Genomic DNA, 19,918 nt, shown 5'->3' with positions numbered 1-19,918 from the left:
ATGAAGAAAATATTTTGTTATCTGCTCACCCCTGTGCTTGTCGCAAACTTATCCTTACTGGCATTTGCAGAGCAAGATGTTGACACAGATGGTCCACTTACTGCTACTGCATCAAGACGTCACAATGGCAAAGCAAGAACGACTGCCTACTCATCTGTGTCCAGCGGAGAGTATGAAATGCAAAACGGATGGTATGTTTTGAATGTAAGCGTTCCAAATCCTGCTACACCTCCTCCCTACCAGAAACATCAAAATTTCACGCAAGGAACTGTATTTGACAGTCTTTTTGCCGCGGGAAGGCACCGTGATATGAGTAAAACGTCTGCTTCAAGTACTATATCTGGACATGACCAGGATGGAAACTACCATAGTGCTTCTGCTTGGGTCCGCGATAGTTAACAGCAGTAGCGATACCTTGCATTCACTGTTGGGGTCCGTTTGAAAAATGTGGATTACGGTGTAGTATAGTATTTCGTCAACTTCGAATTTGAGGTCAAGTTCGTAGTAGTGCGATTTATCGCACGTCTGAAACGGGCAATGAATTGCCCTACTACGAACTACCTGTCAGTTTAGATGTGACAGACTACCAGTGCTGTTTTAGGTTTGCGTTCATGAATCGTAGGTTGGATTGGTTATGAAGGAAATTCAACATATTCGGGAATTCTTCTTGGAATTCTAAAATCCACTTGTCGTTCAATTTATTGTACGTGTGGATTCACAATGAATCACGCGCTCACAAACTGACAACAACGAAAGAATATACTAATTTCAAGACAAACAAAGTATCAGGTGACAAGGAATTATTTCAGTCAAAATGGTCCGGACAGGGCTTCAGTACTTGCCGGAAGTAAAAGGAGAAGCAATGAATACAAAACCCAGAAACATAGCCGTGCTGGCTGTCCTCACGATTGCCTGCGCGTGGATGGCAGGTTGTGCTGGCTGTAATCCTGAACCGGTACCCATGGGAATGAACCCGACACAGGGACCCGAAACGGGTGGGACAACCGTCCAGATTACCGGCGAAAAATTTGACATGAAAAACGGTGTGACTGTAACGTTTAACGGTATAAACGCTCAAAGTGTGACTGTCCCCAGTGAAACACAAATTACGGCAGTGACCCCCGGCGGCACGGCAGGGCAATCTGTGACTGTCGTTGTTACCAACAAGGGAAAACCTGAAGTACCCGTCACGCTCTCACAGCAATTTACCTATACCGACGCGACACCGCCGACTGTGACAATGAACGAACCGACAGACGGCACAGTTTTTTCTGAATACGAAGATTCACTCGACGTGATGAATAGCGTGTCTGTATCGTTTAGCGAACCGATTGACAGTAACAGTGTCACTGTGGATGTAGCCGTCACAAAAACCGAAGATTCGATGAGCGAACCGATGGACGGAACCCTGTCAGGCACGGTTACCGGAAGCGGGGATTCTGTGACCTTCACATCCGATATGCCGATGCGTGCTGGCCGTATGTATACCGTTACCGTCTCTGGTGCTGCTGACATGGCTGGCAATGTCCTCGAAAATTCACACAGTTTTAGTTTCAGTATCACCAGTCCTGAAGTCCTTTACAAATATCATGTCCGGGAAGAAGATATTCAGGAAGATAACGGTGAAGCTGCTCTGAAGCGCATCGCTGCACGTCCTGAGATTTTTGATAACGCTGAGATGTGGGAACGGTTAGTTACCGCCAACCAAGATGCCTACATTTTTGATCGGACAAGACTGCGTGCAGGACAGCTGCTAATTATTCCACGTGGGCGCGCTTGGGGCGACAAGTAAGCAAACCGTTAAAGAAGTCAAAAAGCCGTGTACCCGTTACACGGCTTTTTTATTTTCTAAATACTACAAACCGGCGGAGGTGCCTATGTTTGGCACGCAAAGAGATTTCAAGAACCGTATCGCCGAATATCAAAGCAGTTTGGTAGGTATCAAACACCTTCATCAATTATCGCCAATGCGTCCGAAGCCGAACCGACCAATTACTGTCCATGTAACGACCTCCGGTGGCATCGCTTACGACTCAGTTCGTTGTTGGATGAATGCAAATGGTGAAGAAACAATATTCAAACTCACGCCAAGTGAATCGATATGGAATAGACTTGAATGGCGATATGTCCGCCATTGGTACGGAGAAATTCCGCCGCAACCAAACGGAGCAATAGTGCACTATAAGATTGGTGGACATGTTTTGGGTTCAAATAACTGGGTCTTCGCCGATAACCAAGCGCGAGTCCTTTCGGAAGCAACAGAGTTTGCGATTTCGGTGGACGATTACGACACCCCGCTCTGGGTCCGGGATGCTGTTATCTATCACATCTTCCTTGATCGATTCTATCCGGGGGACGGCGCACCGTGGAAGAAACCAACAAACCTCTCTGGGTTTTTTGGTGGCACGCTTCGCGGGGCAATTCAGAAACTTGACTACATTCAATCGCTCGGTTGCAATGCTGTGTGGCTCTCACCGCTCTTTGCAAGCCCGACCCACCACGGCTACGATGCAACAAATTATTACACTGTTGAACCCCGATTCGGTACGAACGCAGAACTGATAGAACTCATTGAAAAAGCACATCAGCGCGACATGCGTGTTATCCTTGATTTTGTCGCCAATCATTGGTCGAACCATCATCCGACGTTTCAGGCAGCACAACGCGATCCAAACAGTGAATATCGGGGGTGGTATACATGGCAGCGGTGGCCCGACGAATACACAAGTTTCTTCGGCGTGAAGGGGATGCCGCAACTCAATCTAAAGCATAAACCGGCAAGTGACTATTTACTGGAATGCGCACAGCATTGGCTACGCAAAGGCGTTGATGGCTATCGGCTTGATTATGCACCAGGTCCTCCACACACATTTTGGGCAGATTTCCGTCAAGCTTGTAAAACGGTGAATCCTGACGCTTTCTTGTTTGGAGAAGTGGTTAGTCATTCAGAAGCGATAGCGTCTTATGTTCCACATTTCGACGGGTGTCTTGACTTTTTGCTTGCGGACGCGCTGCGGGAAACTTTTGTTCTTGAGACTTCAACCTTATTGGAATTCGAGGCTTTTTTAGCCGCACACGAGACCTATTTCCCCAAAGACTTCGCACTCCCTGCTTTTTTAGACAACCACGATATGACGCGTATTCTCTACCTGGCGGGGGAGGATAAAGCAAAGGTGCGCTTAGCAGCATTGGTACTCTTTACACTTCCCGCACCACCTGTAATCTACAACGGTACGGAGACAGGAGTCTCACAACGGAACCCACTCGGGCGTTTTGAGGAGGCACGGTTGCCAATGTCGTGGGGGGATGAAGCGGACAGAGATTTATTAGGTTACTTCCGACGTTTGGGGGCACTACGGAAACAGTTTTCAGTGCTTGCTTCTGGTTTGCGAAAGATTGTTCATCTGAACGTTCAGAAAGGGACTTACGCGTATCTGCGCACTTCAGAAACGGATTCTATCCTAATCGCCTTGAATACGAGTCGGCGTTCTCAGACGATCGATCTCCCAATTTCATTGGGGCATCATCGTGATTCAAAGACCGCTCCTGCCTTGGAAGATCGCCTCAATGGAAACCCTGTGACAGTATCAGAGGATTCCATAAGTATTTCATTGCCAGCTCAAAGTGGAGCGTTTATCGTCTGAGATGTAGTGTAGAAAATAAGAAGGGGACCGACAACAACAGAATGTTGCTATCGATCCCTTTTTTAGGAGTGTTATGGGCTAAAACTACTGGGCATTACCACCATTAGCTTCGTCCATGTCGTCTGCTGTCGTATCATCTGCCATGTCTGCCATGTCGTCTGCCATGTCTGCCATGCTATCATCCATCATCATGTCATCCATGGGGAGCGAGACGAAAACGCTGTCGTTCGTAGCTCCAATGTGGCAACCGTGGCAGCCATTTCCTGCATCTTCAAGGTCGGATCCTCTGATCTGCATATAGGGATCATCTGCACTGGCGCGAAGATATTTTTTGTAGACCCATCCATTGTGACCGGCATACATCATATCGTCGCTTTTCATCATCACGGCGACTTTATCGACAAACGTTTCGGTCTTATCCATAATTTCCTTGACGATTACGGTACCAGCTGGATATTCTGCTGCTCCCGCCTTATTCGCCATAGCACCGATATCGTTGATATAAACAGTGCGTGCGGTAAGCGCGCCCCCGTCTATCGGCGGTGGATTGTGAGCTGCCCCTGTCTCAGCGGGGGTCGTAGCTGCCTCTTGCGGGCCTGGTGCCGGAAGCATAACGTGTGCCCATGACTTGTGTGCCATCATATCCATCATCATGCTATCCATCATATCCATCATATCCACCATATCATCGGTGGTTACCATATCATCAACAGTCATCATCTCATCGGTAGCTGGTTTCAAGACTTTCTGCGCTCTCTCGCAGGATACGAAAGTGACACAACCGATTAAAACAGCAATCAAAGCCGTCTGAAATTTTATTGTCATCAAAATGTTGGTTATCCTTGCTAATGTAAGAGTTTAAGAAGCAAATTTCTTTAGTTTCAAGGTTCTTGCCCAATTTAGGCGAAGAACTGAAATTAGAAAATCGTACCGAAAATCTAAAATTAAGGAGTCTAAAGTTTAAGAAGATCTGCAGACTAAAAAACAAAGTCTGCCTACTTCATTGTATTGATCTTCAGAACCGAGTATCATACAACTTCACCTTAGATTATAACATACTTTCATTTTACTTTCAAGAAAAATTGGGTTTTTCCAAGGCGATTTATGGTGAGGATGATAAATAATTGGGCATGCTTTCTAAGGATAGGCGAGGGGCCCTCGCGCCCACAAAATGCTCTTCTCGGTATTCCCGAGAAGATTTAGCATAAAAAAGGATCAGTAACCAGAATACGGGTACCGATCCCTTTTTAGAAACATCGTGAAACAACATAACACTATTGGGCATCATCCATGTCGTCATCCATCATGTCATCATCCATCATGTCGTCGTCCGCCATGTGATGATCGTCCATCATGTCATGATCGTCCATCATGCTGTCGTCTGCCATGTCATGATCGTCCATCATGCCGTCGTCCATCATGCCGTCGTCCATCATGTCATCATCCATCATGCCGTCATCCATCATGTCGTCATCCATCATGTCATCATCCATCATGTCATGATCGTCCATCATGCCGTCGTCCATCATGCCGTCATCCATCATGTCATGATCGTCCATCATGTCTTCTGACGGACTGCCATCCTGCATCATTTCATCGGTAGCAGGCATCATAACTTGCTGTGCCCTTTCACAAGATACAAAGGCGAGACAACTAACCAAAATAGCAATTAAAAGAATCTGAAATTTTAACATTGTTAATGCTCCTTATTCTATATCCTAAAGTAAGAAGTTAAGGAAGAGTGGCAAACCTGTCCTACCGAGGCTTTAAAGCAATAAGCCTATCACGTCAGAGAGTGCCTCTCCAAATCCATATACCATACAATTTGGGTAAATTATACAATATTACATTTTAATTTGCAATAAAAAATGTAAAAAACCTGAGCTAAATAAAAGATTTCTACTTGTAGCGCAAACTGTTAGTTTGCGCAGGACCTCTCACAGACTGACAGTTTGGACCACAATGTATATCGTCGAGATTGAAAATAGCATCCTTAGTGCTCTCGTAGATCGCCTTTATGGATCAGTTTTTAGGATTTCTGAGCGAATTTTAAGAATATAGAGATGATTAGGGGCTTGGGCAAAGGCAGCCTCAATTTCACGTCCAGCATCGAGGACCCGGTTGAGACGGTGATAAACAAGTGCCAGTGTGGCACGGTGTGCGGGTTGCCCATCGCTTTTGACAGCCGTCTCAGCAAGGGTAAGTGCTTCATCAAGCTTCCTATTTTCCCATGCAAGCAAGGAGGCCAACGCCTCTTTTGGAAACGAAACATCCGGTGCGAGCTGGACTGCACGACGAAAATCGGTCTCCGCCATATCAGATGCTCCCTGTTTCTGATAAATTTTTCCACGCCACAAATACCCGGGTGCCCACGTCGGTTCGTGCTGTATTCCCATTGTCAAAGCCTGCCCAGCAGCTTCCAAGTCTCCGATGCTCTCATGCAAGTTTGCAAGCTGCACATAGGCATTCATAAAATCAGGTTCATGCTGAATGAGTGTAAGATAGTATGATACAGCCGTTGTTTGATCTCCAAGCTTTGCTTCTATTATACCGAGATGTAAAAGTGCCTGACGTGAGGTCGGCTCTATCGTAAGGACACGCTGATACGACCGCCTAGCACTTGTCAATTCACCGAGCTGCATCTGAACATAGGCATAATCTTTCAAGGCAGGCGTAAACGTGTCATCCGTATCAAGTGCCTTCTGCAGGGGCACTAAGGCAGGTCGTAGCTGCTTTTCTTGAATGAACCAATGCGCCTGACGGAGATAGCGTTCAGCAAGCGTTCGACGATAGCGCGTTTCAGCAGCTTTCGCCTCCTTGGCGTTTCCTATATCGCGTAGAACATCTGCGAGTGACTCGTGAAATACCGGTTCGCGCGGTGCATAGCGGACAGCACGTTCATAAAAACGTCGAGCAATCGTGAGCTGTCCACGCCTTAAACCGACTTTACCACGTCCGAACGCTGCACTGGCAAGCGTCTCATCTTGCGCGAGTGCCTCCCTAAAAACGGCATCGGCTTCGTCAATCCGATTGAGCTTGAGAAGCACATGCCCGAGGTTGTTATAGGCAGCAGTCGTGTCCGGGTGCAGTTGGACAGCAACAATATAATATCTGCGCGCCTGCTCTAAGTTCCCACGCTCCGTCTCAATCTGTCCCAAAGCGACGTACCACGCCGCGGGTGTGTCCTCACCAGTACCTTTGACGGCTTTTTGAAACCACGTATCAGCCTCGTCAAGCTCCTTGTTGCGGTGATATGCAGCAGCAAGTTTAGCCTGAACTATAACCCGTAGGCGTGACTTTGTAATATTGCCTTGTGGTTCGGTTGAGAGGTGTTGCAAGGCGCGTTGGAAAGCAGCAATAGCGGTGGGATAATCCTTCAACTTTGCAGCGGCATCCCCCACTCCGATGTGGACAATTGGAAATTCGGGTGCTTCCTCGGTAAGACGTTGATATAATTGGAGTGCCTCGCGCCACTCCTCTGCCTGGAATGCCCGCTGTGCATCCTTTAACCGCTTCTGAAATGGCTTCGGATAGTTCGTTATATCGTTGGATAAGAGATCTCCAAACGTTGTCGTAGTAAACAAAAATAGGAGAACTCCCAGAAAAAATAGATGCCATTTCTCTGTTAGAACGTTCCGCTTTATCTCTCTATTTTCCGTGAGGGGTAGGTTATAATAATTCCGCATCTGCTCACTTCGTCGTGTTCTCCTGGTCCAGTGCGTCGCCCAAAATGTGCCAACTTACCTCTTGTCTCTGTTGGACTAACCATGCTGTGAATTCCGCCTCTGCTTTCTCTTGCTGAATCCGGTCGATAATCTCCTCACTAACCTCCTCATAAGTCTTTTGGCGCGCTGGATTGTTCTGGATGCGTTCAACAATCTGATATCCATCTGAAATACGGAGGAGAGCACTCCGATCAGAATCCGACAACTCGGCTGCAATAACACCTAACGGCGTGTCTGCCGCAAGCGTCAACACCTCAAGTTCAATAGTTAATTGCGCCTCATAGACTTCACGTACAGTCTCAAATGTTTCGCCTTGCTGCAAACGAGCATAGAGTTGTTGCACCGTACCTTCGGCTCTCTGCTTCTCCGCTTCTGAAGCATCCTTCGGTATAACGATAGACAACGCGTTAAGGATAATCGTGGGTGGCACAATAAATTCGGCACTGTTCGCATCATAGTAAGACTTGGCTAACGTTGCGATCTCTGCGCTATTGAGAGCATTGAAAAATATGCGACGGAAAAATTCATCGTAGACCAGCTGCTCATAAATCCACGCTTTAAGTGCTTCGTCTTCCAACCTATGCCGTTGTAAAACAGTTTGGAACGCTGCATCCGAATCATATTTTTTACGAATTTCAGCTATCTTTTCCGCTACGCGCCCGTTAGGCTCGGCGACAACAATGCCGAGTCGCTTAGATTCTTGTAAAACAAACTTGCGGTTAATAATAGCACCAAGCGCAACTCGATCATTAGTAATAATAGAGGACTCCATGATAGCAGCGATACCCAATTCATTTTCGAGTTCGCTGCGCGTAACGGCATCTCCACTAACAACCGCGATGACAGTATCAATTAGGATCTGTGCATCTACCCTGCTGGTCATACAGAGCAAAAACAAAAAGACGACCAAACGTACCATATTAGCGCGGATTCCTCGGCGTTAGCCACTCTTCTTCAATGTGAAGACCGAGTCCCGGACCGTCATTTGGAGAGATGTAACTTTCCGTTGGGAGAGACTCGCCTTCAAAGCGTTTGGTTTCCTCCAAAGGCACCCCTGGCGGAACACCGAGGTAGTATTCCACCCATGGCGTATTCGGCATAGCAGCAGAAAGGTGGAGTCCAGATTGTCGGAGTCCACCACCGTGAAAAATAACCGTCAAACCAGCGGCATCGGCAAGATGACAGATCTTAACACATTCGGTTATACCACCCACCCAGAAGGTATCCGGCTGCAAAATATCCAAGCATCGTCTTTCAATAATCTGTTGAAATGGGAACCGAGTGTAGTGGTGTTCACCGCTTGCCAAACTCACCCAATCGACAGCCTCTCGAACTTTCACCAAACCGTCAATGTCTTCGGGAATGAGAAACTCTTCAATCCACTTGAGGCGATAGGGGCGAAGACGTTGTGCCAAACGGATAGTATAATCAACATCGAAAGCCATATAGCAATCCAGCATAATTTCAACATCATCCCCGACTGTTTCTCTGGTTTCCGCGACGAGTTTCTCATTTTCTTTTAAACCCCATTCACCATCCACGGGTCCGTAAGGACACGCTAACTTCACCGCCTTGAATCCCAACTCCAACTGCCAATCGGTATCATTACCCGTAGCGTAGGCAAAGAGTTTCTCACGTACAGGACCACCGAGGAGTTCATAGACCGGTTGGTTTTTAATTTTCCCGATTAGATCCCATAAGGCGATGTCAATACCGCTGATTGCACAACTGGTCAAACCCTGCGATCCGTAAGGTTTGGACATACGAAACATCATATCCCAAATCTTTTCAACAGCAAAGCAATTCTCACCAATCAGCATCGGCGCGAAGTGCTCATCAATAATCGCCGCAACAGGCGTTCCGAAGGAGGTTTCACCGATGCCCCAAGTACCGTCTTCGGCAGTGACCTTAACATAGACGGTATCCCACTTCGGCATCCAACTGGAACGGTGGCGTTTGTATTGCGGATAACGCGACATCGGATTCGCAACTTCAGCATGGACGTTCCACGCATCGCGACGCGGCTGTGTGCGTTCGCCTTCGCGCGGTGGCACGTCAATTAGGACTGTCTGTATGTCTTTTATTTTCATCTTCTGCTCCACTCAGAGTTTACAGCATGATAGCATAGATAGGTATTTAATTCAAATGTCCATGAGGGTTCGTAAGACCTATTTGTTTTAAACACCTATATGGAGTATAATAGAGATGTACTGCAAAAATACGATTGAAGTCAACTTGGAGGACCTTGTAATAATGGAAGATTTTGCTCCTCATACATACACGCCGGTATATCCAGGACCCAACACAGACCTACTTGAGGCACAAGCGAGAGTTTGCACGGGACCGCATCAGACACGTCCGTTAGGCATAAACCCCTCAGATTCACCGCAACCAGAGCCGATCCTTGAAACGATTCTGAAATCCATATCCGACGGACTGCCGGAAACAGAGACCGCATCAGCAGCACAGATGGGCGCGTTTTTCGCAGCGATGACGCTCCGCGCCTATTTCCCGAAATCAACACAATGGAGCCCAGCGGAAGCAGCTGCATTCCGTAAATATCAATCAGCACTCACAGAACAACTACCACCTGAGATCCAATATTTGATGAATCCCGATGACGGATACGCGCCACGGAACCCAACAGAGGCAGTTGTCGTGAACGCATTGGAAAAGATTTTACGCGCCAAACATCTAAGTCACATTGAAACCCGTGAGATGTGCGAAGCCATCCTTAGCGACGAAGTAAATCCAGCACTTAAAGGTGCTGCATTGATAGGACAACGGATGAACCGCGAAACATATCAGGAAGTACGCGGCTATCTTGATGCGTTTTTCGGACCGGAAGCCGTCCAACCGATTGATGTTGCCTCACTCACCCACTTCGGACAGCCTTACGACGGCGCGACACGCTATTTTCGTCCGACCCTCTTTGTCGCAGCCGTGCGTGCAGCACTCGGCGAAGCATCACTCCTTCACGGTGTAGACGCGATGCCACCAAAAAATGGTGTAACAGAAGAGGCTATTTTGACAGCACTCGGTGCAAACATATGTCTCTCGTTCACGCAGACGGCATCACTAATTACTGACGAGTCAGTCGGTTTCGGATATGTCAGCCAGCGAGAGTATTGCCCAGCTGCTTATGATTTACGAGAACTACGGGTGCACATCAAGAAACGTCCACCCTGGGCAGCAACCGAGAAGGCACAACAGTTCTTCTCAGCGCGAAAAGCAAACTATATGGTACTCGGCTACTACCATATCGGTTACGAAAAACCGCTCCTGCAACTGGCGTGGGAACGCGGATTTGATGCCGCTGTCGCTGTGAAGGGTGAAGAGGGATCGAGTCATTATGCCCTGCGCCTCGGAAAACCCTCTACATCCGACAGAATGGCAATCAACTATTCGCAAGGTTTTCGCCGTGTGAGGGGTGTCCGTGAAGACTTCGCGATGGACATAAATCCGGAGATTTACGGATTCAACTATGCCCGAAGTCCACGTCCAGAGATTGTCAGCGCGCAAGCGTTTGCGGAGGCAGGCGTGGCAGCACTATCGGGTGAAAAAGGACCTGTCTACGATAGGATCCTACTGAACACAGCAATGGTTGACTACCTGTTGGGAATCTGTCCAGAACCGGAAGAGGCACTCGCGCGTGCAAGGTCTGTAATGGATAATGGAAGCGCGTTGAAACATCTACAAGCGTATATAGCAGCCAGCAATCGGCTATCAATGGAATAGCCAATAACTAAATATAACCTGTTGAACCATCTGGACGGATGGGACAGGTGCGTTGCCAATGGATGTATTCGTTATCCATGATAGCTGCTTCGTTTACCTCCACACCCAAGCCGGGGCGATTCCGTAACTCCAAATAGCCATCTTTTGGTAGATAGGGTTCATCTACCCAGTCGTTCCATTCCGTTTCAGTCGGCAAGAGATACTCCAAAATTTTGAAGTTCGGGGTTGCCGCGGCGAAGTGAACATTGACTGCAGTTGCCAGCGGTCCCATCGGATTGTGTGGGGCAATGCTCACATAGTGTGCCTCGGCGATCGCAGCGATCTTGCACATCTCCAACAATCCTCCACAAACACAGATGTCTGGTTGAATGATGTCGGCACCCTGTCCGGCAATGAGGTCCAGAAACTCAAAACGCGTATAGAGAGACTCTCCCGTTGCAAGTGGGACTTGCATCTGGGCACGAAGGCGTGACCATGCGGGGATATGTTCAGGTCGGAGTGGCTCCTCGTAGAAATATGGATCGTAAGGCGCGAGGGCATTTGCCAGTTGCAGTGCTCGAATCGGTTCAAAGATCTTGGCGTGTGGATCGAAGGCAAACTCCCACTCTGTCGGTGTATTCTCTCGAATCTGCTCAAAATAGGTAGCAGCAGCATCGCAGACGCGTCCCCACCGATTTGCATCGGGATCCAGTTGATAAGGACTGGTCTTGAACGCAGTGAACCCCCACTCTTCATGGAGTTTGTGCGCTTGGTCGGCGGCTTCAATGCCATCCCTACCCCCGATGCCACGGTAGATACGGATGCGATCCCGGGCATGCCCACCGAGGAGCATGTAGACTGGTAAACCCGCTGCCTTCCCACTGATGTCCCAAAGGGCATGATCAACAGCGGAAATGACGGCAAGTCCAGCACCACCGGCTGGAAAACGGAACTGCTGATGCAGTTTCATCATGATATACTCAATCCGTCTCGGATCGTCGCCCTGAATCATCTCAAAAATGTAATCAGCAATAGGCTCAACAGACAGGTCTGGACCTGTGGAGTAGGCTTCACCCCAGCCATAGAGTCCTTCGTCTGTTTCTACTTTGATGAGTCCGCGGGGTCGGTTACCAAAGCGTGCCATAAAGGTTTTAATAGCAGTAATTTTCATTTTTTTCTCCTTCGTCGGCTATTAGCAATCAGGGCACTCCACTCTCAGCAATCCGCTATTTGCCGTTAGGAATTCGCTAACCGCTAATTGCTATCCGCCAACCGCCAATTACCACGGATGGGTACGAAACGGTGATGCAGGTAGCCCTTCCTTGTTTACCAAATTGGGTTCAGCACTTTGATGCCAACCGAATCGGACTGCGACCGGATTTGCAACGGTGTCACTGGAAACGATGATCGTGTCGCTATCAATCATTGCTTGCGCTTCAACGAATTGCTTGTCTTCACCTGCAATTTCAAACCATGTGAGAGGTTTCTCGTCTCGTGCCATCAGTCCACTACCCACAGAGTCGAAACTGAGCCGAATTGTGTTTCCCGCTATCTCCATTGATTTGTAGAGTGGACCGGAGTAAGTTACATCTTCCCTGCCGTATGTCTTTGCAAGTGCCCATAACGCAAGTCGTCTCCCGACCTCCTGCTTGTTTCGCGGGTGGATGTCTCTGAGGTTACCGATGTCCGTTGTTACAGCCATGCCCGTATTTGGAACAGACAATGTTGCTGTTTGTGCCTCCCAAATTTGGGGCAGGAAAAATGGGCTGGCATTCCGCCCGCCGTAATTGAACGGCGCGAGTTGAACAAAATAGAAGGGAAAATCGCCTTGCCCCCAAACCTCGCGCCATCCGTTGATGAGTGCTTTCATTTTCTCGTGGTAGAGCATACCGTCTCGAAGGTTCGACTCACCTTGATACCAGAGTGCGCCGCGTATAGCGTAAGGGACAAGCGGATGCACCATACCGTTGTACAGCCCGGTGGGTCTCGCTTGGTGTCTCAAAGAGTGTCTATTATCAGGCATCTGTGTAAGGCGTGCTTCTGTTTCTAATGCTTTCCGTGTCTCGGCTATCCACGCTTCAATATCCTTCATCTTCTGTGGAAGCTGCTGGCGATAAGTTTCGTGTGCCTCCTGAATCTCTTTGGAGATAGATTCAAGGGTAGGAACACTGGCGAAACCGGCAGGTGGTGTCCATGGTTCAATACGGGTACCACCCCACGAAGTGTTGATTAATCCGATGGGTACATCAAGGTTTTTATAGAGTTTGCGTCCGAAATAGTAAGCGACAGCGGAGAAATTGGCGATTGTTTCAGGCGTGGTTTCGTCCCAGTCCGCTTCTACATCATTCTGAAGCAGTCCTGAGGGGACTCTCGGTACATAGAACAGTCGGATATTGGGATAGTTCGCTGCGGCGATCTCTGCCTCACTGTCTTTTGAGGCACTCACAGACCACTGCATGTTCGATTGCCCGGAGCAGACCCAAACTTCTCCGAAAAGGATGTTCGTCAATTCAAGGGTGTTACTGCTGCTGACTTTAAGTATATAGGGGCCGCCTGCAGCCATCGCAGGTAATTTGATGCGCCAGTTGCCCCCTGTGTCAGCAACCGCTGTAGTTGAGAAAAGGGATTCGTTCCTTTCGTCCTCGGCACTGAAGGTTATCGTGATTTCTTCGCCTGCGGATGCCCACCCCCAAATGGGAACCTCCATGTCGCGTTGCAGTACCATGTTGCTGCCGATAACGCGTGGCAGGGTAACCTCGGCATGCACAAAGGGTTGTGTGAAGAGTAAGAGAAAACCGATAAGAGATAGCGTAATTCGCTTCATACTTTTGCTCCTTCAAATTTTTAGAGGATATTAAGTTGTTAGTTTTGAGAAAAAAGCATCGTCCTTTCCTGATAACTAACGAATGATGGCTATTGAAGACGTTCGGCAAGGTAAGTGTTCCGCTCCATCACTTGATTATTACGAATACAAATAGCGAGTGCCTGTTTGGTCCCAACAATCACAACGCGCTCCTTTGCCCGGGTGATACCGGTGTAAAGGAGATTCCGTTGTAACATGAGATAGTGCTGTGTATGCAAGGGGATAACAACTGCGGGATACTCACTGCCTTGCGCTTTGTGAATCGTTGTGGCATAGGCTAAGACGAGTTCGCCGAGGTCTGCTGTATCGTAAGCCACCTGCTTGTCAGGGAACTGGATGCGAACTTTTTTGTCAATGTGCTCAATTGCGACAACCCTCCCGATATCGCCGTTAAACACGTCATAATCGTAATTGTTGCGGACCTGCATCACCTTATCGCCGATGCGGAAACCGCCAGCCGTGCGAGATCGACCGGAAAACTGCGATACCTGCTTGCTGGCACGAGGACCAAAGCGCGCTTTCTCCAACGGGTGGATTGTTGCTGGAGCAGTATATTCAAGATTCAATACTTCCTGAAGGCGTTTGTTGAGACTTTCAGTACCAAGTGCTCCGCGTCGCATTGGACACAGGAGTTGGATGTCATCTATGGGATGGTAGTCGTAGTGTTGCGGTAGCCGATCAGAAATGAGAGAACATATCAATTCAACAATTTCGTCTGGATCCTCCTCCTCTATGAAGAAGAAATTTCGGTCAGCCTCGCCAGTGAGTTCTGGAAAATCACCCTTGTTGATGCGATGGGCGTTCATGACAATCATGCTTTCTTGTGCCTGACGGAATATTTCAGTCAGTTTAATAACGGGTATCTTCTGCGAATCAATGAGCGACTTGAGAACATTGCCCGCACCGACAGAGGGGAGCTGATCAACATCGCCAATCAAGATGAGGGTCGTACTCGGGCGGATGGCTTGCATCAAGCGATTCATCAGAACAAGGTCTACCATAGATGTTTCGTCAACGATGACGACATCTGTGTCCAACGGGTTCTGGCGATTTCGCTTAAATCCGTTATTTTGTGGAGAGAATTCAAGAAGCCGATGGATGGTTTTGGCTTCACCGCCGGTTGTTTCGCTGAGACGTTTCGCGGCTCGGCCGGTGGGTGCTGTTAAGGTGATGTGCCTGCCTTGTGATTCAAACAGGCGAATCATCCCGACGGTCGTTGTCGTTTTACCAGTGCCGGGGCCGCCAGTGAGAATCATCGCCCGCGCTGTCATCGCTGTCCGGATCGCCTCGCGTTGCTGCGGTGCGAAACGGAGCCCCATCTCCTGCTCTAACTCGGTAAGGACTGCATCAGTGGTAAATGACAACGCTTTTGTGTCTCTGTAACTGAGGTCTTGTCCTTCGTTAGATAGGAGTCTTAAGAACTGGTTTGCGACACCGAGTTCAGCGTAGTAAAAAGGTGCAAGGTAAATGGCGGAATGGCTGTCGGAAACCATCGGCTGTCGGCTATCAGGTGTGGGCTGCAAAACTGCTGTGTCTGCTCTAAAGTCCTCCTGCTGACCGCTATCTTGCTGACCGCTACTCTCCTGATTGCTAATTTCATATCCTTCCTGTGGTTCACCTACATTGACCTGTTCGTTAGCGTGCATTGGGTCTGTAAAGTCGGGGACCATCACTTCTTCTTTTTGAGTGAGGACATGGATACCATCTTCAATCGCTTCGGCTTCCTGTTCAAGCATGGTTTGACACGCCTCAACAAGCTCGTTGTGGTGTTGAAAGACGTGTCCTTCATCCGCCTTTTGGCTGAGAACGTATTTGATTCCCGCTTGCACTCTGTGTGGCGCGTCCTTATCTATGCCAAGTTTTTGGGCGATTGTGTCGGCAGTTACAAACCCGATGCCGTAAATATCATCAGCGAGCCGATACGGATTCTCCGTGACTACAGCGATTGCGTCGTTTTCATAAGTTTTGTAAATCTTTGCGGCGTGTGTTGTGCTGACATCGTGGGATTGGAGGAAAAGCATAACGTTTTTAATTTCGCGCTGTGCCTCCCACGCTTCTTTGATGATTTTCACTCGATGTCGTCCAATACCAGGGATACGCGCTAACTTTTCAGGGGCATGCTCAATGATATCCATGGTATCCATGCCGAACTTTTGAACGATGCGTGTCGCCATCTTCGGACCGATGCCCTTGATTAATCCCGAGCCGAGGTATTTCCTTAATCCGACAACATTTGCGGGTAGGATGGTTTCGTACTTCTCGATTTGGAACTGTCTACCATACTTTGCGTTGTCCACCCACTCGCCTTGGAGGAGAAGGCTTTCACCTGGATTGACAGATGCTAAGTTACCAACGACAGTGATGAGTTCGACGTGGTCGCGCGCCGAGAGCCGCCCGACTGTGTAACCAGTGTCAGGGTTTTCATAGACGATACGTTCGAGTATACCCTGCAATGTTTCCATTTTGCCGGATCCATATAGTAGAGTGCGCTATTCAAACAGATGTGCGACCAGGCAGGAAAATCCGGTGACGACATCCTCACCGGTGAGTGTATCCTCACGCGTGAGAGTCTCAATGTCCGTCTCAGAACGATAGACCGTTACCGTTTTGGTAACAGGTTCCAGAACCCAGACGAGAGGTGTTCCTGCCTTTAAATACGCGAGTGCTTTTTCGGCAATACGAGACTGCACATCTGACGGAGAAACAACCTCAACTGCCAAATCGGGGGGTATAGAAAAACCTTTTGTTTTATCCCCGGTCAATCGGTCAGTTGAAACAAAGGCGACATCCGGTTTTACCGTCCGTTCCCTAACCTGAAATGTTGTCTCTGCCGTGTACAAGCGGCCGAGTTTATTCTGATACACATGCGCGTCTAAGTATCGAATAATATTGATACTAATTTCACCATGTTCTCTTGATGGCGGTGCCATTGGCACTAATTCTCCGTTAGCGTATTCATATCCTTCTACATCATACTCAAGAAACTCCTCCAACGTCATTTTGATACTCTCTGGAGGACGTATCCCTTGCTCAACCTCGTGGATTTCTTGTTGTGTCATGCCCTTCATCCCTCCATATAGTAAAGCCAGCAGTGTGCAAAGGTCTAAACACTTTTGAATAGGAAAGGTAACAAGCCTATCGCCTAATTACCCGCCAATCTTCAACTGAAGTCTAATCAATCTCTGTCATCAATTTCCGAAAAGCGTTGAGTTGCGGGGGAATGGTATAGGGTTTATCGGTTTTATCTTGGAGTGCCTCAATGGTTTTGAGTCCGTTGCCAGTGATAGCGATAACTATCGATTCATCTCGTCCAATGTGTCCGCTGTCTATCAATTTTTTTGTTGCGGCGAGCGTAACACCACCAGCGGTCTCAGTGAAGATACCTTCTGTTGCAGCGAGGAGTTTGATCGCCTCTACGATCTCAGGATCGGTGGCGTGTTCACCAACCCCGCCGGAGTTGCGGACGGTATCAACGGCATAGATACCGTCGGCGGGATTACCAATCGCGAGTGATTTAGCGATCGTATTCGGTTTTACAGGTTTTACAAAATCGCCATTTTCTTTGTATGTATTGACGATGGGACCACAGCCCTCCGCTTGGGCGACGTGGATTTTGGTGTTCGGTTTGTCTATTAATCCCAAAAGATGAAATTCTTTAATTGCTTTACCAATTTTTGTGATGAGAGAACCGCCAGCAGCAGGTGCTACAATATGTGCAGGTGCTTTCCATCCAAGTTGTTCGAGCACTTCAAAGCAGAGCGTTTTCGATCCTTCAGCATAAAAGGGTCGGATATTGATATTGACGAATGCCCACGGATAAACGCCTCCAATTTCACTGCAGAGCCGGTTGACCTCGTCGTAAGTTCCAGTGATACCCACAACGGTGGGGGCATAAACGAGGGACGCAACGACTTTGCCGACCTCAAGGTCCGCCGGAATAAAGAGGAAACAATTCAGTTTTGCGATAGCGGCGTGCGCAGCAACAGCATTTGCAAGATTTCCGGTAGAGGCACAGGAAACGGTGTCAAAATCGAATTCCTTCGCCTTACTCAAAGCAATCGCTACAACGCGGTCTTTGAAGGAGAGTGTCGGGTGGCAGACGGAATCGTCTTTGATATAAAGTTCTTTGACACCGAGTGCATCGGCAAGATTTGTAGCCCGAATGAGCGGTGTAAATCCTGTGTTGTCGCCATCAGTTGGTTCCCCATCTATTGGCAGGAGGTCGGCATAACGCCACAAGTTTTCTGGTCCATTTTCTATTGAACGCCTTGAGATAGATTTCTGTATCTCTTCATAGTTATAGTCTACTTCCAGTGGCCCAAAACAGAATTCGCAAACGTGAAGCGGTTCTTTTGGATACGTGTTATCACATTCGCGGCATCTGAGGCCCAATACTTTTTCCATTATCTTCTTCCTTTTGAATAGTTATCAGGGTTTTAGCGGACCGCGTATCGCGAACCGCGGACCGCGTATCGCGAAGAGCGGTTCGCGGTCCGCGGTTCGCTATAAAAAATTAAATCGACAACTGAATGTTAAACTCGTTTTTTCCGGGCTGTAATGTGAGACGGATAAAAAGTAGATGTTCACCGATCCATCTGACATCATCGGCATTAGACTCAGTTAATTGTAATCCATCATGGTCACCCCAAACAGTTATCCCGTAAGGCATCGCCCTTGTTGATTCTACTGTGATAGCGATATGTAATTTTGTCCGGTGCCGCGTCGGCGAAAATCCCGTGAGCGCAGGTTTTTGTGTGACGGACCGCGCCCCGCGTTCGCCAGTATAATTTTTGATTTCAATGGGCTCCATATTCCCTTCAGCGAAGGTCAATTCGCATGCGGCGTCGTAATAGAACATTCTTAACGCCGACTTTGGCGCATCAGTTTCGTTCTGTGTTGTCGGAACCGTTTCTATAATAGCGGTCGGTTCAGTACGCTTGCAACGGTTTGCATAATCGTCAACGATTTCAGAAAGCAATACCGGCTTTGTGTTCTTATCGGAAACGACGTACGCGAAATAGGCATCCAACCGTCCGAGTCCGTCTTGTCCGAGTTGTGCGACGGTAAAAGGGTCAATGTGCTCAACATAACCGAGCCATTGATTCCATGCAGTGCTTTTTACATAAATATCGTAATGCTTCTTCGCCGTCTCTGTTAAGAGCGCGGCCCGAAGATTATGAATATCTTCTGCGAGGTGCGCAGCGGTATAATATGGGATGCCAACAATTTTCTTAAATGGCTTAGCATCGTTTTCAGTAGCGTCATCTCGCGCCACAATAGTATCAATGGAGGTTGAAGCCTCAAACGGATAAAAGCACCCAAAGCCACCACGGTCGAGTTCCGCTTTGGATGCCCGTGTATCTGTAGCATCAACACCTGCTTGGTTCCAGTGATACCCCCAAAGTCCTCGAAACCCGGTCTGCTCAAGCGCATGGAGGAAAACATCATTTTTGAAGGCTGCTCCAGCGACACTCGGTTCTGCCCAAGGTATCGCCCGCTTGAACCGCTCCCATTCCCTGGTGATATATTCTGGTAGTTTTTCCCGCATCGTAACGAGATGCGATGCCATAGCTTCTGTACTATTACCTCGGTTCGCTGTCTGTTCTGTCTCCCAATTCGCATCCCAGATTGGTTTGGTATCAAGTACCAGCAAAGGTGCATCACCATTCTCCGTGTGCCATGTCGTGAGCAACTTAGCGATAAATTGGACAGACTTGGTGTTTGTTGCCCACGTGACCGGAACACGATGCTTATGTGCGATTTCCGCGAGGAGCTGCACGCCTTCAGTCAATTGCTCCCGATCTTCGCCTATTGCTGTGCTTACCAATCCGTAATTTAACATCTGTTTATAGTTGTCAGTTATAAGTTATAAGTTATAAGTTAAGAAGCATCTGGGAACCAAAAGACTCTTAGCAAATAACTACGTAGTGTTTACATTTTGTTAGCAGTGATCAATATAGCTGCGAAAT

General features: G+C 48.2%; 15 protein-coding genes. 4 read left to right on the top strand and 11 right to left on the bottom strand.

What is annotated here, in order from left to right; genetic code table 11:
- The 3 genes from OXN25_14555 (at position 1) to OXN25_14545 (ending at position 3,644) form a co-directional block, all read left to right on the top strand.
- Entirely contained in the window at positions 1–399 is a 399-nt protein-coding gene (locus OXN25_14555; GenBank protein ID MDE0426075.1) for a hypothetical protein, read from the top strand.
- A 463-nt stretch (positions 400–862) separates the two neighbouring features.
- Positions 863–1,792, top strand: coding sequence for an Ig-like domain-containing protein (locus OXN25_14550; GenBank protein ID MDE0426074.1), 930 nt, complete (start codon positions 863–865; stop codon positions 1,790–1,792).
- A gap of 85 nt (positions 1,793–1,877) precedes the next feature.
- Positions 1,878–3,644, top strand: a complete 1,767-nt coding sequence (locus OXN25_14545; GenBank protein ID MDE0426073.1) for an alpha-amylase family glycosyl hydrolase — start codon at positions 1,878–1,880, stop codon at positions 3,642–3,644.
- Between the two features lie 84 nt (positions 3,645–3,728).
- Here OXN25_14545 and OXN25_14540 read toward each other — a convergent pair whose 3' ends face one another.
- The 5 genes from OXN25_14540 to OXN25_14520 all read right to left on the bottom strand — a co-directional run bounded on the left by OXN25_14540 (position 3,729) and on the right by OXN25_14520 (position 9,459).
- A complete protein-coding gene (locus tag OXN25_14540; GenBank protein ID MDE0426072.1) occupies positions 3,729–4,469 on the bottom strand; it encodes a cytochrome P460 family protein in 741 nt (246 codons plus the stop codon).
- Between the two features lie 449 nt (positions 4,470–4,918).
- Positions 4,919–5,338: a hypothetical protein gene (locus OXN25_14535; protein ID MDE0426071.1), complete on the bottom strand. Its 420-nt coding sequence runs from the start codon at positions 5,336–5,338 to the stop codon at positions 4,919–4,921.
- Positions 5,339–5,659: 321 nt separating this feature from the next.
- A complete protein-coding gene (locus OXN25_14530) occupies positions 5,660–7,330 on the bottom strand; it encodes a tetratricopeptide repeat protein (GenBank protein ID MDE0426070.1) in 1,671 nt (556 codons plus the stop codon).
- A gap of 4 nt (positions 7,331–7,334) precedes the next feature.
- Entirely contained in the window at positions 7,335–8,288 is a 954-nt protein-coding gene (locus OXN25_14525; GenBank protein ID MDE0426069.1) for a peptidyl-prolyl cis-trans isomerase, read from the bottom strand.
- 1 nt (position 8,289) lies between these two features.
- Entirely contained in the window at positions 8,290–9,459 is a 1,170-nt protein-coding gene (locus OXN25_14520) for an L-rhamnonate dehydratase (GenBank protein ID MDE0426068.1), read from the bottom strand.
- Positions 9,460–9,622: 163 nt separating this feature from the next.
- Between OXN25_14520 and OXN25_14515 the strand changes: the two genes are divergently transcribed.
- Complete coding sequence (locus tag OXN25_14515; GenBank protein ID MDE0426067.1) at positions 9,623–11,107, top strand: hypothetical protein; 1,485 nt, start codon at positions 9,623–9,625, stop codon at positions 11,105–11,107.
- Between the two features lie 7 nt (positions 11,108–11,114).
- Here the strand turns inward: OXN25_14515 and OXN25_14510 are convergent, their stop codons facing one another.
- From OXN25_14510 to OXN25_14485, 6 genes are all read right to left on the bottom strand, one after another.
- The gene (locus tag OXN25_14510) at positions 11,115–12,257 is read right to left on the bottom strand and encodes a mandelate racemase/muconate lactonizing enzyme family protein (GenBank protein ID MDE0426066.1); all 1,143 of its coding nucleotides are present in this window, start codon (positions 12,255–12,257) and stop codon (positions 11,115–11,117) included.
- A gap of 108 nt (positions 12,258–12,365) precedes the next feature.
- Positions 12,366–13,910, bottom strand: a complete 1,545-nt coding sequence (locus tag OXN25_14505; GenBank protein ID MDE0426065.1) for a 9-O-acetylesterase — start codon at positions 13,908–13,910, stop codon at positions 12,366–12,368.
- A gap of 89 nt (positions 13,911–13,999) precedes the next feature.
- Positions 14,000–16,411: an AAA family ATPase gene (locus OXN25_14500; protein MDE0426064.1), complete on the bottom strand. Its 2,412-nt coding sequence runs from the start codon at positions 16,409–16,411 to the stop codon at positions 14,000–14,002.
- A gap of 27 nt (positions 16,412–16,438) precedes the next feature.
- Complete coding sequence (locus OXN25_14495; protein MDE0426063.1) at positions 16,439–17,008, bottom strand: Uma2 family endonuclease; 570 nt, start codon at positions 17,006–17,008, stop codon at positions 16,439–16,441.
- A 112-nt stretch (positions 17,009–17,120) separates the two neighbouring features.
- Positions 17,121–18,353, bottom strand: a complete 1,233-nt coding sequence (gene thrC, locus OXN25_14490) for a threonine synthase (protein MDE0426062.1) — start codon at positions 18,351–18,353, stop codon at positions 17,121–17,123.
- Between the two features lie 109 nt (positions 18,354–18,462).
- Entirely contained in the window at positions 18,463–19,791 is a 1,329-nt protein-coding gene (locus OXN25_14485) for a hypothetical protein (GenBank protein MDE0426061.1), read from the bottom strand.
- Between the last annotated feature and the right edge of the window lie 127 nt (positions 19,792–19,918).

The sequence above is a fragment of the Candidatus Poribacteria bacterium genome (assembly GCA_028820845.1).
Taxonomy (GTDB): Bacteria; Poribacteria; WGA-4E; order WGA-4E; family WGA-3G; genus WGA-3G.
Note: the sequence above shows the minus strand (reverse complement) of the source record. Positions and strands in the feature narration are given on the sequence as shown.